Origin of the sequence: Thalassospira sp. UBA1131, from assembly GCF_002311515.1 — a bacterium.
Taxonomy (GTDB): domain Bacteria; phylum Pseudomonadota; class Alphaproteobacteria; order Rhodospirillales; family Thalassospiraceae; genus Thalassospira.
Map to the genome: position 1 here is coordinate 38,851 of NZ_DCAO01000090.1, position 13,936 is coordinate 52,786.

At 56.2% G+C, this 13,936-nt stretch carries 13 protein-coding genes and 1 riboswitch; of the genes, 5 read left to right on the top strand and 8 right to left on the bottom strand.

The genetic code is table 11. The annotated features are described in order from the left end of the window. Nucleotides 1-960, top strand: a 960-nt coding sequence (locus B3Z49_RS13740; protein ID WP_296991874.1) for a CynX/NimT family MFS transporter, incomplete at its 5' end; no start/stop codon positions are given. Nucleotides 961-992: 32 nt separating this feature from the next. Here B3Z49_RS13740 and gcvA read toward each other — a convergent pair. Next, on the bottom strand, nt 993-1,925 hold the full coding sequence (gcvA, locus tag B3Z49_RS13745) for a transcriptional regulator GcvA (protein ID WP_210515628.1): 933 nt from the start codon (nt 1,923-1,925) through the stop codon (nt 993-995). A gap of 279 nt (nt 1,926-2,204) precedes the next feature. On the opposite strand from gcvA, the gene B3Z49_RS13750 reads away from it, so the two are divergent. The 3 genes from B3Z49_RS13750 to B3Z49_RS13760 are packed head-to-tail and all read left to right on the top strand — an operon-like array spanning nt 2,205 to nt 6,300. Beyond that, complete coding sequence (locus tag B3Z49_RS13750; protein WP_296991881.1) at nt 2,205-3,392, top strand: NAD(P)/FAD-dependent oxidoreductase; 1,188 nt, start codon at nt 2,205-2,207, stop codon at nt 3,390-3,392. A gap of 31 nt (nt 3,393-3,423) precedes the next feature. Then, complete coding sequence (locus B3Z49_RS13755; protein ID WP_296991884.1) at nt 3,424-4,740, top strand: aspartate aminotransferase family protein; 1,317 nt, start codon at nt 3,424-3,426, stop codon at nt 4,738-4,740. 60 nt (nt 4,741-4,800) lie between these two features. Further along, nucleotides 4,801-6,300 (top strand): aldehyde dehydrogenase family protein, encoded by a 1,500-nt coding sequence (locus tag B3Z49_RS13760; protein ID WP_296991887.1) that lies wholly within the window; start codon nt 4,801-4,803, stop codon nt 6,298-6,300. Nucleotides 6,301-6,434: 134 nt separating this feature from the next. Here the strand turns inward: B3Z49_RS13760 and B3Z49_RS13765 are convergent, their stop codons facing one another. The 5 genes from B3Z49_RS13765 to B3Z49_RS13785 form a co-directional block, all read right to left on the bottom strand. Then, nucleotides 6,435-7,040: a superoxide dismutase gene (locus tag B3Z49_RS13765; protein WP_064780125.1), complete on the bottom strand. Its 606-nt coding sequence runs from the start codon at nt 7,038-7,040 to the stop codon at nt 6,435-6,437. 296 nt (nt 7,041-7,336) lie between these two features. Beyond that, nucleotides 7,337-7,642 (bottom strand): hypothetical protein, encoded by a 306-nt coding sequence (locus B3Z49_RS13770; RefSeq protein WP_064780124.1) that lies wholly within the window; start codon nt 7,640-7,642, stop codon nt 7,337-7,339. Between the two features lie 179 nt (nt 7,643-7,821). Further along, nucleotides 7,822-8,469 (bottom strand): thiamine phosphate synthase, encoded by a 648-nt coding sequence (thiE, locus tag B3Z49_RS13775; protein ID WP_296991891.1) that lies wholly within the window; start codon nt 8,467-8,469, stop codon nt 7,822-7,824. Beyond that, nucleotides 8,466-9,275 carry a hydroxyethylthiazole kinase gene (gene thiM / locus B3Z49_RS13780; protein WP_296991894.1) on the bottom strand — a complete coding sequence of 270 codons (810 nt, stop codon included), beginning with the start codon at nt 9,273-9,275 and terminating at the stop codon, nt 8,466-8,468. The genes thiE and thiM overlap by 4 nt, the downstream gene beginning before the upstream one ends. Before the next feature lie 70 nt (nt 9,276-9,345). Continuing rightward, a riboswitch (TPP riboswitch) is annotated at nt 9,346-9,452 on the bottom strand. 117 nt (nt 9,453-9,569) lie between these two features. Beyond that, nucleotides 9,570-11,921, bottom strand: coding sequence for a Tex family protein (locus B3Z49_RS13785; RefSeq protein ID WP_296991897.1), 2,352 nt, complete (start codon nt 11,919-11,921; stop codon nt 9,570-9,572). Nucleotides 11,922-12,167: 246 nt separating this feature from the next. On the opposite strand from B3Z49_RS13785, the gene B3Z49_RS13790 reads away from it, so the two are divergent. Next, complete coding sequence (locus B3Z49_RS13790) at nt 12,168-12,431, top strand: DUF1674 domain-containing protein (protein WP_296991900.1); 264 nt, start codon at nt 12,168-12,170, stop codon at nt 12,429-12,431. Nucleotides 12,432-12,517: 86 nt separating this feature from the next. Here the strand turns inward: B3Z49_RS13790 and rpe are convergent, their stop codons facing one another. Together rpe and B3Z49_RS13800 are read right to left on the bottom strand one after the other, a co-directional pair. Further along, nucleotides 12,518-13,183 carry a ribulose-phosphate 3-epimerase gene (gene rpe, locus B3Z49_RS13795; RefSeq protein WP_063086540.1) on the bottom strand — a complete coding sequence of 222 codons (666 nt, stop codon included), beginning with the start codon at nt 13,181-13,183 and terminating at the stop codon, nt 12,518-12,520. Nucleotides 13,184-13,315: 132 nt separating this feature from the next. Beyond that, a partial coding sequence (locus tag B3Z49_RS13800) for an RsmB/NOP family class I SAM-dependent RNA methyltransferase (protein WP_296991904.1) occupies nt 13,316-13,936 on the bottom strand: 621 nt, incomplete at its 5' end.

Consider the following 13,936-nt stretch of genomic DNA (forward strand, 5'->3'; position numbering starts at 1 on the left):
GGTCTCGAAGCGACCCTTCTGACCATGTTGCTGTTCATCGCCATCGGGCAGGGGCTTCGCGCCAGCGGGGCCTATGATATCATGGTGGTCGGGACCATCATTTTGGGTGCCGCCATTGCGGTCTTGAATGTTCTGACCCCGTCACTGGTAAGGCGCAGCTTCCCGACCCATGTGGCACTGGTGACTGCCCTTTACACCTTCACCATGTCCAGCGGTGCGACGATCGCGGCATTTGTTTCGATCCCGATCCGAAATGCGGCGGATGGTGATTGGCGCTGGTCGCTTGGTGTTTGGGCGGTGTTTGCCGCGATTGCCTTTGTCTGCTGGCTGCCGATGTTACGCTATCGCCATGTCGGCGCGGCACCGGCGCCGGTTGCGCGTATTTCGCTTTGGAAAAATGTCGAAGCCTGGTGGCTGGCGCTGTTCTTTGGCTGTCAGTCGCTGATGTTCTATACCGGCACGGCCTGGGTCGCCAAAGTCTTCATTGATCACGGAATTTCCGAGGCCGAAGCCGCGACCCTTCTGACCCTGTTTAACGTATTTGGCATTCCGGCCGCCTTTGGTGCGCCCCTGATTTATTCGAGGATTGCCAACAAGAAACTGGCGATGCTGGTGCTGCATATTCCGCTGATCATCGCCATTCCGGGCTTTGTCTTTGCCACCACCGAATTGCCCTATGTCTGGGCGGTATGCATGGGGCTTGGACAAGGCAGCATGATCAGCATTGCGCTGACCCTTGTCGGCATGCGTGGAGCAGATCCGCAAACGTCGGCACGACTGTCGGGCATGGCGCAATCGGTGGGCTATCTGTTTGCTGCCATCGGCCCGGTTTTGTTTGGGGCCTTGCATGACCTTCTGGGCGACTGGCAGGTGGCGCTCTACTTCCTGTTTGTTGTTGTGGCCGTTCAACTTTGTGCGGCGATGCGTGCAGGATCGTCCGCAAAGATTGGCGCGGACTAGGTCGCCAACCGTTTAACTAAATTCGGTAAGGATCAGGCGGCGGTGCCCGACGGAATGGCGCGGTCATCCTGTTCGGTGCGACAGGTTGCAATCAGCCAGTCCCGAAATGCGCGGACCGCGAAGTTGTTTTCCTTTTCCTTGGGATAAACCACGTAATAGGCGTGCTGGTTGGGGATGGATACATCAAAGGGTGCGACCAGACGCCCGCTTTCGAGTTCTTCACGCACCAGAAATTCCGGCAAAAGTGCCAGCCCAAGTCCCGCCACAGCGGCCTGAATGACCATGTGGAAATGCTCAAACCGGGGGCCGGCCAATTCATCGACCACGGCAACGCCGGTGGCCGCAAGCCAGTCCTGCCATGCACGCGGTCGGGTGGAATGCTGCAAAAGGGTACAGTTGCGCACGCGTTCGCGGGCAATCGGCAGATCGTCATTTTCCTTAAGCAGCTTGGGCGCACAGACTGCAATCAAGGTTTCCCCCATCAAACGGTGTGTCACGCAGCCCGGCAGGTTGTCTTCACCAAAGTGAATGGCAATATCAATACCTTCGCGGTCGAAATTAAATTCCCGCGTCTGGGTAATGAGATTGAGCTGAATGTCCGGCCAGGTTGCCTTGAAATCACCAAGGCGCGGCACAAGCCAGCGCGCGCCAAAGGTTGGTAGCGTCCCGACATTAAGCATCCCGCCCGCATCGGAATAAGCCATGACCTGAAGTGTGGCGGCCTCTGCCCGATCCAGAAGGTCACGCACCTGTGCGGCATAGGCTTCACCGGCCGCGGTCAGTTTCAGGCGTTTCTTCACACGGCGAAAAAGGTCACGCCCCAGATATTCCTCAAGCGCACGGATCTGACGGCTGATTGCGCTTTGCGTGACATTCAGTTCCTCTGCCGCGCGGGTGAAAGACAGATGACGGGCCGAACTTTCAAAGAATTGCAGGGCGGTAAGGGATGGCAGGACGCGACGCATGGCAAAACCAGTTCATAACAAAACGGAATGATATGGTGCGAATATATCGTTTGTTTGCTGTGCAGCCAAGGCGTACGGTTTTAAACGGTTCAAAGCCTCCTCGCGCCACCCCAAGAAGCGTTTGGGCTGAAAGCCAACCGCGCTGGAATGCTGTTACTTTGGAATGTTTTGGAAGGATGGCTCCCCCTTCATTCGGGTAACGGTTTCCAGCGCACCACCGCAAAATGCCGGTTCATCAATGGCCGGAAAGTAACAATTTGCATCGGGTAGAAGGCAAGAATGGGTTCTGTTGACGAAAATTATGATGTGATCATCGTCGGTGGTGCGGTTATCGGCAGTTCCATCGCATGGCATTTGACGGGCCGTGATGATTTCAAGGGCCGGGTTCTGGTGATTGAAAAAGACTCGACCTACGAGTTCTGTTCGACGGCCCTGTCGGCGGCCTCAATCCGCCAGCAATTCTCGACCCCGATCAATATTGAAATGTCGGCCTATGGCATTCAGTTCCTGCGTAATCTGAACCGAGATCTTGATCCCGAAGTCGACATCGCCCTGCATGAAAAGGGCTATCTCATTCTGGCCACCGATCAGGGCCGCGATATCCTGCGCCAAAACCACGCAACGCAAACCGAATTTGGCGGTGACATCATCTGGATGGAGCCCGATGATTTGGCCCAGAAATACCCGTGGATGAACACATCCGATCTGGCGGCTGGTTGCTGGGGACGCACGGGCGAAGGCTGGTTTGATGCCTATTGCCTGATGCAGTCATTTCGCAAACAGGCCCGCCGTCGTGGTGCCGATTACATTGACGGCGAAGTGGTCGAGGTCCTGCGTAATGGTGATCAGGTCACCGGTGTGGTTCTAAAGGACGGTCGTCGGTTCGGCTGTGGACAGCTTGTCAATGCGGCGGGCACCGGCGGATCAAAGGTCGCCCGGATGGCCGGCCTTGAAATTCCGGTCGAGCCACGCAAACGCTGCATCTTTGTATTCAACTGCCGGGACGTGGAAGACATCAGCGCGTCCTGCCCGATGCTGATTGATCCAAGCGGCCTTTATGTCCGCCCCGAAGGCGAGTTTTTCATCACCGGCATTGCCCCCCCCAAGGATCGCGATCCGGAATGCTGGGATTTCGACGTCGATCACAGCCTGTTTGACGACATCATCTGGCCGGGTCTGTATGAGCGGTGTGAACGGTTTGAGGCGATCAAGGTCGTCAATGCCTGGGCGGGTCATTATTCCTATAACCTACTCGATCAGAACGCGATTTTGGGCCGTCACACGGACGTTAAGAACTTTATCTTTGCCAACGGGTTCTCGGGCCATGGCTTGCAACAAAGCCCGGCTGTCGGTCGTGGTATTGCAGAACTGATCGCAACAAACGGCTATGAAACCCTTGATCTGTCGGTGTTTGGCTATGAGCGCATTCGCGACAATGCGCCGGTGCTTGAACTGAACGTCATTTAAATCATTAACAAAAAGGTCGGAGCAGCCCCACATGCCCCGTGACGAAAACACCAAACCAGCCCAGAAAAGCACGCAGATGCGCGACCGTGCGACCATGTCTGTGTCTGCCGGCGTGCGCAATGTGCATCCGGTCTATCTTGATCGCGCGCTTAATGCCGAGGCATGGGATGTCGATGGCAAACGCTATATCGATTTTATTGGCGGGATCGGTGTTTTGACTGTCGGGCATCGCAACCCGGTGGTGATGGAACGTGTTGCCGCCCAGTGCGAACGGTTTACCCACAGCTGCTATAATGCGTTGCCGCATGAACTCTATGTCGCGGTAACGGAGTGGCTGGCTCAAAACTGCCCGATTGAAGGTCCGGCAAAATCAATGCTGACCAATTCCGGGGCAGAGGCGATGGAAAATGCGCTGAAGCTTGCGCGCGCCTTTACCGGCCGCACCGGGGTGATCGCCTTTGAGGGCGGCTTCCATGGCAGGACGCTCGCGACCCTTGCGCTGACGGGTAAAACCAAACCCTATAAAACCGGGCTGGGTCCATTGCCGGGGCCGGTATGGCATCTGCCATATCCTTGCCCCGAAACCGGTGTATCTGTTGATGATGCGATGGCCGCCATCACCAAGCTGTTTGCCGTTTCCGCCGATCCGGCGTCGGTCGGGGCGGTGGTGATCGAACCCGTTCAGGGCGAAGGCGGTTTTCGTGCCGCGGAAGGTACGTTTCTTGTCGCCCTGCGTCGCCTGTGTGATGAAAACGGTATGGTATTGATTGCCGATGAAATCCAGTCGGGCTTTGCCCGGACGGGCAAGATGTTTGCCATTGAGCATGCCGGCGTTGCGCCCGATATCCTTGTCATGGGCAAGGGCATTGGCGGTGGCTTCCCGCTTGCCGCCATTACCGGTGCCGAGGATGTCATGAATGCGCTGGCGCCGGGCGGGCTTGGCGGCACCTATTCCGGCAATCCTGTAGCCTGTGCCGCGGCGACCGGTGTGTTTGAGGTGCTCGAGGCCGACAAGCTTACCGCCCGTGCCAAGCAGCTTGGTGAAAAATACGCCACCCATATCGCGTGGTTGCGCGATCTGCCCGGCGGGCATGTGATTGGCAACATGCGCGGGATCGGGGCGATGCGTGCCTTTGAACTGATTGCAGATGACGGCAAACCGTCACCCAAACGTCTGCAATGCTTGTTGCAACTGGCCCGTGATAACGGGCTATTGTTAATGCCAAGCGGTGAACACGCCAATGTGGTGCGCCTGCTGGCACCTTTGACCATTCCGTTTGATCAGGTCGATGAGGCCTTTGCCATCATCGCCAAACTGCTGCCCAAGGTGGCGGATATCAGGGATTGAACAGAGATCGAATTTGCCGGTGATCCGCGCCGGAAAGTTTAAAACGAAGGGAGTTTTACTGTGAGCTACAAATCCATTCTGACCGAACTTGGTCTGTCCGAAGCAGAGATTGCCAATGGCACCCTCAGTGTCCAGACCCCGGTTGACGGTTCGGAATTCGCAAGTGTCACCGAAACCACCCCGGCCGAGATGACTGATGTTATCGGCAACGCCAAAAAGGCATTTGGCGCATGGCGTCAGGTTCCCGGTCCGCGTCGCGGCGAGCTGGTGCGTCTTCTGGGTGAAGAACTGCGCGCGGCCAAGGAACCGCTGGGCCGTCTCGTATCGCTTGAATGCGGCAAGATCTATCAGGAAGGTCTTGGCGAAGTGCAGGAAATGATCGACATCTGCGACTTCGCAGTCGGTCTGTCGCGTCAGCTCTATGGTCTGACCATCGCGTCAGAACGTCCGGGCCACAAAATGATGGAAAACTGGCATCCGCTGGGTGTTGTTGGCCTGATTACCGCGTTCAACTTCCCGGTTGCACCGTGGGCATGGAACACCGCCCTTGCACTGGCTTGCGGCAACGCCGTGATCTGGAAACCGTCGGAAAAGACCCCGGTTACTGCCCTTGCCTGCCAGAAGATCCTGGAAAAGGCGATTGCTAAATTCGATGATGCACCGGCCAATCTGCATCAGGTTGTTGTCGGTGATCGTGAAATCGGTGAAATCATGACCGACAGCCGCGATGTCGCGCTGATTTCGGCGACCGGTTCGACCCGCATGGGCCGTGAAGTTGCTCCGCGTGTTGCCGAACGCTTTGGCCGTACCATTCTTGAACTTGGCGGTAACAACGCCATGATCGTGACCCCGTCGGCCGATCTGGACATGACCGTGCGTGCGGTTGTGTTCTCGGCTGTTGGCACCTGTGGTCAGCGTTGCACGTCGCTTCGTCGTCTGATCGTTCACAAGGACGTCAAGGATCAGCTGCTGCCGAAAATCATTGCGGCTTACAAGTCTGTGAAAATTGGCGATCCGCTGGCCGATGGTGTTCTGGTTGGTCCGCTGATCGACGAAGAAGCCTTTACCAACATGCAGGCCGCGCTTGCCAATGCCAAGAAAGACGGCGGCACCGTGCATGGCGGCGAACGTACCCTGGAATCTGAATATCCGAACGCGTTCTATGTCACCCCGTCGGTGGTTGAAATGCCGGGCCAGACCGAGACCGTGAAGCACGAGACCTTCGCACCGATCCTCTATGTCATGACCTACGAGAACCTTGAAGAAGCCATCGCGCTTCAGAATGACGTCCCGCAGGGACTGTCGTCGTGCATCTTCTCGACCGATCTGCGCGAAACCGAACTGTTCCTGTCCTCGGTCGGTTCCGATTGCGGTATCGCCAACGTCAATATCGGTCCGTCCGGTGCGGAAATCGGTGGTGCGTTCGGTGGTGAAAAAGAAACCGGTGGCGGTCGTGAATCCGGTTCGGACGCGTGGAAAGGTTACATGCGCCGCGCAACCAACACGATCAACTATTCCCGCGAGCTGCCGCTGGCACAGGGTATTAAATTCGATATCTGATCACACGTCTGATTATGTTCTATCCAAACCCCGCCGGTTCGCCGGCGGGGTTTTTCATTGTTTGTGTTGCGCGCACAAAAAAGCGGCCCCCGAAGGAGCCGCTTTTTGTAATTCAGTCTCAAAGCGTCGGCTGATTAGCCAGCTTTGGAGAAACGCTCTGCAACATATTCCCAGTTTACCAGGTCGTTCAGGAACGCCTTGATATAGTCCGGGCGACGGTTGCGGTAATCGATGTAGTAGGAGTGTTCCCAAACATCGCAACCCAGAAGCGGGGTCATGCCGTGAACCAGCGGGTTTTCAGCGTTCGGGGTGCCCGAAACGACCAGTTTGCCCGACTTGTTCATCGACAGCCATGCCCAACCGGAACCGAACTGACCAACACCGGCGGTGGTGAAAGCTTCTTTGAAAGCATCAACCGAGCCGAAGTCTTCGACGATTTTCTTCTCGAGTTCGCCCGGGATGTTGCCACCGCCATTCGGCTTCATCATGTTCCAGAACTCGATGTGGTTCCAGTGCTGACCGACCTGGTTAAACAGCTTGGCCTTGTCCTTGTCGCCATAGGTCGCAACAACGAGTTCCTCAAGCGACTTGCCTTCAAGACCGCTGCCTTCGAGCAGTTTGTTGCCGGTTTCGACATAAGCATTGTGGTGCTTGTCGTGGTGGAACTCGAGGGTTTCAGCCGACATATACGGGTCAAGCGCGTCGTATGCGTACGGAAGTGCTGGGAGTTCAAGTGCCATGATACAGTTCCTCGACTTTCATTATTAATCTGTGCGGTAACGCAACATATCCCTTTTTGCGCCGTCGATAAAAGTGAAAATCCCGTGCAACATCTTGGAAACCTTTGTTGCCGGGCCGACTGGCGCATCCGGGTGGTTACCCGTGCTACTTTATCTAGCACGCAAGAGCGTTTATGCAACGCATCGCCACGTTACCTTTGAATGGTTCGATATATGATGAACATTCAGGCCATCAAAACGTTCCCGGATTTTCCGGAAAAATTTGAACGGTTTGGGTCTTCGCGCAGGCGGGATGCCTACTCTTTGTAGAGTCCTACCATCTTCTGGCTTTCGTCGCCATTTGTCAGTGTGACATCGTAGTCCCCGCGTTTAAGCGACGAGATGTCAATCTTGCACGGGAACCGGACGCAATCACGCCTGATGGCGATGGTGCCATCCGGGTGGCGCAGGGTCACTTCACCCCGAACCATTTCTGAATGGATGGTAACGCTGTCGGTGGTCGGTTTGGGTGCGACCTTGATTGCAGCCAGCCCGGCTGTCGTGATCGTCATAAGCCCAATCAGGGCAATGGCAACCGGCTTACTACGCAGAGATCTCAGCATGGCTTCCTCGCGCGGTTGTTCTTGGTTGATGCCTGATAACTTGCGCTACGAAGCCGAAAAATTAACGGCGCAAATGGGGCATTTCCGTGCCGGTCATTGTTATTTGGGCGCAACAGCCATGCGTTTTGTGCCCCATAACAGCCCTGATCATTGCAGATCTGAACCGCGAAAGCCCAAGGTTACTGCGACAGATAAGCCCGCGCTGATTTGAGTTTTTTGGCGATATATGCGGTGGCCTGTTTTGGATCGGGCTGTCCACAAATCGCCGAGACAACGGCAATGCCGTCAGCACCGCTTTCAAGTGCCGGCAGGGCATGTTCACCCTTAAGCCCGCCAATCGCAACCGATGGCAGGCCGACCATCCGCACCAGTTTTTCAAGCCCGTCAAATCCGATTGCCGGTTTATGGTCGGGCTTGGTTGCAGTGGCAAATATCGGGCCGATACCGACATAATCGACAATCGTGCGGTCCACCTTTTGCGCGACATCTTCGCTTTCAATCGACAGGCCGATGATCTTGTCCGGGCCAAGGCGGTCGCGGGCAATTTGCGATGGCAGATCATCCTGACCGACATGCAGGCCATGTGCACCAATGGCAATGGCGGCATCAATATCATCATTCACGATCAGTGGGACGTTTGTGGCTTCCATCGCCTTCATCAATTCCCGACCAACGCGAATGAGGCCCTCGGTCCCGGCCTTTTTATCGCGCAGTTGAATGAGGGTGGCACCGCCTGCAATCGCGGCCATCGTGGTTTCCACCATCGAATGGTCGCGACACAGATCGGGATCAAGCACGAGATAAAGCGACAGATCAAACGACTTCATAGAACATTGATCCGAAGGTTCTTGGCATAAGTCGTGGCATCAAGGCGATGCAGTCCATCGATAAAGGCTGTCATGAAGGAAGCCGGGCCGTTTGCCGTTTTGGCAGCAATTTCGCCTGCCACAGCAAAATTGCCAAGGGCGGCAACGGTGGCTTCAAACGCCTGATCCGGTGCAACCGCAAGATAGGCGCCAACAAGCGCGGTCAGCGAACAGCCTGTGGCGGTGACTTTCGGCATCAGGTCCGATCCACCGGCAATGCGCACGGATCGTTTGCCATCGGTGACAAAATCAACCTCGCCTGTAACGGCAACAATGGCACCTTGTGCGATGGCAAGGCCGCGTGCGGCCTCTTCGGCCTGTTCGACCGGATCGCCGCTATCAACACCCTGACCGGCACTTTGACCGCCACCAAGCGCAATGATTTCCGATGCGTTGCCGCGAATGACGGTGGGTTTGAATTTCAAAAGCGCTGCCACGGCATCGCGGCGATACCCGGTGGCAAAATGCGCCACTGGATCAAGCACCCAAGGTTTGCCCGCAGCATTGGCCGACTTGGCCGCGGCAATCATGCCTTCGACCCAGTTGGGCGAAAGGGTGCCGATATTGACAGTGAGGGCCCCGGCAATCGCGGCAAATTCACCGGATTCTTCTGGTGTGTGAACCATCGCGGGTGAGGCGCCAGCGGCCAGTAAAACATTGGCGGCATAGTTCATCGCAACATAGTTGGTGATGCACTGAACCAACGGATTGGTCGCACGCATGCCTTCAAAAAGATCGGTCGCGGTCTGGGAAATTTCGGTCGTCATGTCGAGGCTCCAATGCAGAAACTTTGCGTATGGAGACCCAGTTCGAAGTCGGAAAGATGGAGAACGTCGTGATCCGCGTTCGCACCGTCCCTACGCCAGTATGAACTGGATCAGGTTCAAAGGGTCACTGCGCGGCAGTTTCTCAGCCCCCTTGTCGGGGCTCCCCTTGGTGAGTGCTCAACATGGGTTTTAAACCGTCTTCTGTCAATTCATCCGATCGGCATGACTGCGCAAAAGAAAAACGGCGGGATTGGTGTATGCCATCCCGCCGTTTCGAAGACTTTTTGCGATAGGTTACTTGCGTCTTTCCATCGCGGCCTTGAGTGCGGCGGCCATTGCACCGCCATCGCCGCCAGCGTTGCCACCGGCATTTCCACGACCTTGACCACCCTGATGGCGCGGGCCTGACGAATGCTGCGGACGGTTGCCGCGCGGTGCATCGGCGCGCTTTTCACGCGTGCCTTCGTAATCCGGTGCGGATTTCATCGAAAGCCCGATACGTTTACGCGGCGCGTCGACTTCCATGACGGTGACCGACACAATCTGACCGGCCTTGACCACCTGGCGGGGATCTTCGACGAACTTGTCAGCGAGTTGGGAAATATGGACAAGGCCATCCTGATGTACGCCGATATCAACAAACGCCCCAAAGTTGGTGACGTTGGTGACCGTACCTTCAAGCTTCATGCCGGTCCGCAGATCCTTGATCTCATTGACACCTTCGGTGAATTTGGCGGTCTTGAATTCCGGGCGCGGGTCACGGCCGGGCTTATCAAGCTCGGCAATGATGTCACGGATGGTCGGAACACCGAATGTGTCATCGGCGAAATCTTCGGGGCGGAGTGTTTTGATAAAGGCCGAGTCCCCGATCAGTTCCGCCAGCGGCTTGGCGGCCTTGGCGCTGATTTTTTCGACCAGCGGATAGGCTTCCGGGTGCACGGCCGATGCATCAAGCGGATTGTTGGCGCCGCGAATACGCAAGAAGCCCGCACATTGCTCGAACGCCTTTGGTCCAAGACGCTCGACCTTTTTAAGATCAGCACGCGACTGGAAAGCCCCATTGGAGTCGCGATACCCAACGATGTTGCGCGCCAGCGTCTCGGTCAGGCCAGCCACACGGGTCAGAAGCGGGATGGAGGCGGTGTTAAGGTCAACGCCGACACCGTTCACGCAATCCTCGACCACGGCATCAAGCGACCGGGCCAGTTTGGTTTCCGATACGTCATGCTGATACTGCCCGACCCCGATAGATTTCGGTTCAATCTTCACCAGTTCTGCCAGCGGGTCTTGCAGGCGGCGCGCAATCGATGCCGCCCCACGGAGCGACACATCAAGATCGGGGAATTCTTCGGCCGCGAACTGGGATGCGGAATAAACCGATGCCCCGGCTTCGTTGACGATGACCTTGGTGGCCTTGAGTGCTGGAAAGCGTTTAAGCATCTGACCGGCAAGTTCGTCGGTTTCACGTGAAAACGTCCCGTTACCAATCGCGATCAGTTCGATCTGATGGCGTGCGGCCAAGGCAGCCATGGTGTTGATCGCGCCTTCGACGTCATTGCGCGGCTGGAAAGGATAAACCGTTGCGGTATCGACCAGCTTGCCGGTGGCATCAACCACTGCAACTTTGACCCCGGTACGCACACCCGGATCAAGACCCATGGTGGCTTTTTGCCCGGCGGGGGCGGCGAGCAACAGGTCTTTCAGGTTATCGGCAAAGACCTTGATCGCACCTTCCTCGGCGGAGTCACGAAGTGTGCCAAACAGATCCAGCTCAATCGACAGGGACAGTTTGACGCGCCAGGTCCAGCGCACGGTATCCATCAGCCACTTATCCGCTGCCCGACCCTTGTCGGCAATACCGACATGGGCGGCAATCATAACTTCGGCGCGGCCCGGCTGACTGCGCGGACGGTCTTCGTCTTCTTTGCCAAGGGTCAGTTTCAGTTGCAGGATATCTTCGTTGCGACCCCGGAAAAGCGCCAGTGCCCGGTGTGACGGGCAGGTTTTGATTTTTTCGGAATGCTCGAAATAGTCCGAGAACTTGGCACCTTCGGCCTGTTTGCCCTCGATCACTGATGCGGTGATTTCACCTTCATTCCACAAGTGGTCACGCAGTTTGGCAACAAGGTCGGCATCCTCGGCAAAACGTTCCATCAGGATCTGACGCGCGCCATCAAGTGCGGCCTTGGTGTCTTCAACGCCTTTTTCAGCATCAACAAATTTTGCGGCTTCGATTTCCGGATCAAGCGTCGGGTCGTTAAACAGGCTATTTGCCAGCGGCTCCAGCCCGGCCTCGCGGGCGATCTGGGCCTTGGTGCGGCGCTTTTTCTTGTAAGGCAGGTACAAATCTTCGAGGCGGGTCTTGGTGTCTGCCTCGTTGATCGCGGCCTCAAGTTCCGGCGTCAGTTTTTCCTGTTCGCGGATGCTCTCAAGCACAGATGCGCGGCGTTCTTCAAGCTCGGTCAGATAGCGCAGGCGTTCTTCCAGCGTACGAAGTTGGGTGTCATCAAGCCCGCCGGTTTTTTCTTTACGGTAACGGGCGATGAACGGAACGGTGGAGCCTTCATTGAGCATCTCGATGGTGGCAATGACCTGTTCCGGACGAACCGAAAGTTCTTCGGCGATACGCTGGGGAATTGGACGCATGGTTTCTCCTTGTTTTGCTCGTACGCTCGGAATAGCGGCTTTGGGCGCGCCGGGAAAGAGTCTGTTTTTCCCAAATTTTTGTCCGCATCCACATCAGGATTTCCTGTTTGATTCCAAAGGCCTGAAATTATGTGGGTTTGTCGACACTTGGCCCCGAAGCCAAGCGGACTTGCCGATCACGGTTGGGGACGTTATTTCTTTGGAAAATGTGATTTACCGGGCCGCGCCCAAAGCAGGAGAAGACGAATGGCCGGAAAGTTCCGCGAAACCGTCATCCACGAAGTTCCCAAGGAAAAGGCAGAACCGCAGGCTGAAACAAATACGGTATCTGACGAGATTGCGGGGGCCGAAGCCGCACCACAATTGTCTCAGGACGCGATTAATGCGCTTGCCGAAGCCAAGGCCGCCAAGGAAGCAGCCGCCAAGGCCCGCGAGATTGGCGGACCCAAAGGTCCGGAGCCGACCCGCTTTGGTGATTGGGAAAACAAGGGTCGCTGCATCGATTTCTGATCTGAGCGCGCTTAAAGCAGATATGAAAAAGGCTGGGGCACAATGCTCCGGCCTTTTTTTGTTTTTGCGATCAGCAAGGCAGCGCGTTACGCGCCGCGGATAGCCTTGATGTTGTTGGCATATTCAGACGGGCCGCCTTTGAAGGTGGCGGAGCCTGCGACCAGAACATTGGCGCCGGCTTCGATCACCTGTGGGGCGATTTCCGGGTTTACGCCACCATCGACTTCAAGGTCGATATCGCGGCCGGTCGCATCAATCATCTTGCGGATGCGTTTGATCTTTTCAAGCTGGCTCGGAATGAATTTCTGGCCACCAAAGCCCGGGTTTACGGTCATGACCAGAACCAGATCAACCATGTCCATGACATATTCAATGACACTTTCCGGGGTCGACGGGTTGAGCGAGACACCAGCCTTTTTGCCGAGTGACTTGATCAATTGAAGCGAGCGATGAAGGTGCGGGCCGGCCTCGGCGTGGATCGTGATGATGTCAGAACCGGCATTGGCAAATGCCTCGATATAAGGATCGACCGGTGCGATCATCAGATGCACGTCAAACACCTTGTCGCTGTGCGGGCGCAGTGCCTTGACCACGTCCGGGCCAATGGTGATGTTTGGTACATAGTGGCCATCCATCACATCGATATGGATATAGTCGGCACCGGCTTCGTCAACAGCGCGGACATCAACGCCAAGCTGGGCGAAATCGGCCGAAAGGATCGAAGGTGCGATTTTAATGTTTGACGTGGTCATGCGTCACAGGTCCTGAAGAAATGCGGGATATGGGAAATGCGCGGCCTTCATACCCCAGATTGCCCCCCATGTCACCCGAATGGGATTCATGGCAGCACTGTGTGCGCCAACCCCGAGTCTTCTGTCCGGAAATCAGGACTTTTTGACAAGTCGAGCACAGAAAAAGCCATCCATGCCGCCAAAATCGGCCATATGGATTGGAAGAATGCGCAATTCACCCGCATCGTTGATTGCCTCATCCCAGCCACCCAGTTCGTCGGCGGTGATGGCTTTGCGTTCATAGTTCGGATGATCCGCCAGGAACGATTTGACCTGATATTCGCCTTCTTCGGGTTGCAGCGAACAGGTGCAGTAGATCAGCTCTCCACCGACATTCAAAAGCTTGTCCGCCTGATTAAGCAGCTTGGTCTGAATCGGCAGAAGCGATTGCATCAGCTTGTCATTCTGACGCAGCAGAATGTCCGGATGGCGGCGAATGGTGCCTGTGGCTGAACAGGGCGCATCAAGCAAAACCGCATCAGCACGCGGCGTATCCGGTGCAAGATCGGTGGCGTCGCCAGTAACAACGGCTGCACCAAGCGATACACGCTCTAGGTTTTCAAACACGCGTTTTAGGCGACCTTCGGATTTATCGACTGCAATTGCACTCGCCCCAAGGGATGCAAGCTGCATGGTCTTGCCACCCGGTGCGGCGCACAGGTCATAGATGGTTTTGTCCTTGTAGGCCGAAAACAGGGTTGCCGGAATGGCGGC

What these genes read in the sequence shown, in the direction of transcription:
- gcvA (WP_210515628.1), bottom strand. Translation starts at nt 1,925, where the DNA reads ATGCGTCGCGTCCTGCCATCCCTTACCGCCCTGCAATTCTTTGAAAGT.
- B3Z49_RS13750 (WP_296991881.1), top strand. Translation starts at nt 2,205, where the DNA reads ATGGGTTCTGTTGACGAAAATTATGATGTGATCATCGTCGGTGGTGCG.
- B3Z49_RS13755 (WP_296991884.1), top strand. Translation starts at nt 3,424, where the DNA reads ATGCCCCGTGACGAAAACACCAAACCAGCCCAGAAAAGCACGCAGATG.
- B3Z49_RS13765 (WP_064780125.1), bottom strand. Translation starts at nt 7,040, where the DNA reads ATGGCACTTGAACTCCCAGCACTTCCGTACGCATACGACGCGCTTGAC.
- B3Z49_RS13770 (WP_064780124.1), bottom strand. Translation starts at nt 7,642, where the DNA reads ATGCTGAGATCTCTGCGTAGTAAGCCGGTTGCCATTGCCCTGATTGGG.
- thiE (WP_296991891.1), bottom strand. Translation starts at nt 8,469, where the DNA reads ATGAAGTCGTTTGATCTGTCGCTTTATCTCGTGCTTGATCCCGATCTG.
- thiM (WP_296991894.1), bottom strand. Translation starts at nt 9,275, where the DNA reads ATGACGACCGAAATTTCCCAGACCGCGACCGATCTTTTTGAAGGCATG.
- B3Z49_RS13785 (WP_296991897.1), bottom strand. Translation starts at nt 11,921, where the DNA reads ATGCGTCCAATTCCCCAGCGTATCGCCGAAGAACTTTCGGTTCGTCCG.
- B3Z49_RS13790 (WP_296991900.1), top strand. Translation starts at nt 12,168, where the DNA reads ATGGCCGGAAAGTTCCGCGAAACCGTCATCCACGAAGTTCCCAAGGAA.
- rpe (WP_063086540.1), bottom strand. Translation starts at nt 13,183, where the DNA reads ATGACCACGTCAAACATTAAAATCGCACCTTCGATCCTTTCGGCCGAT.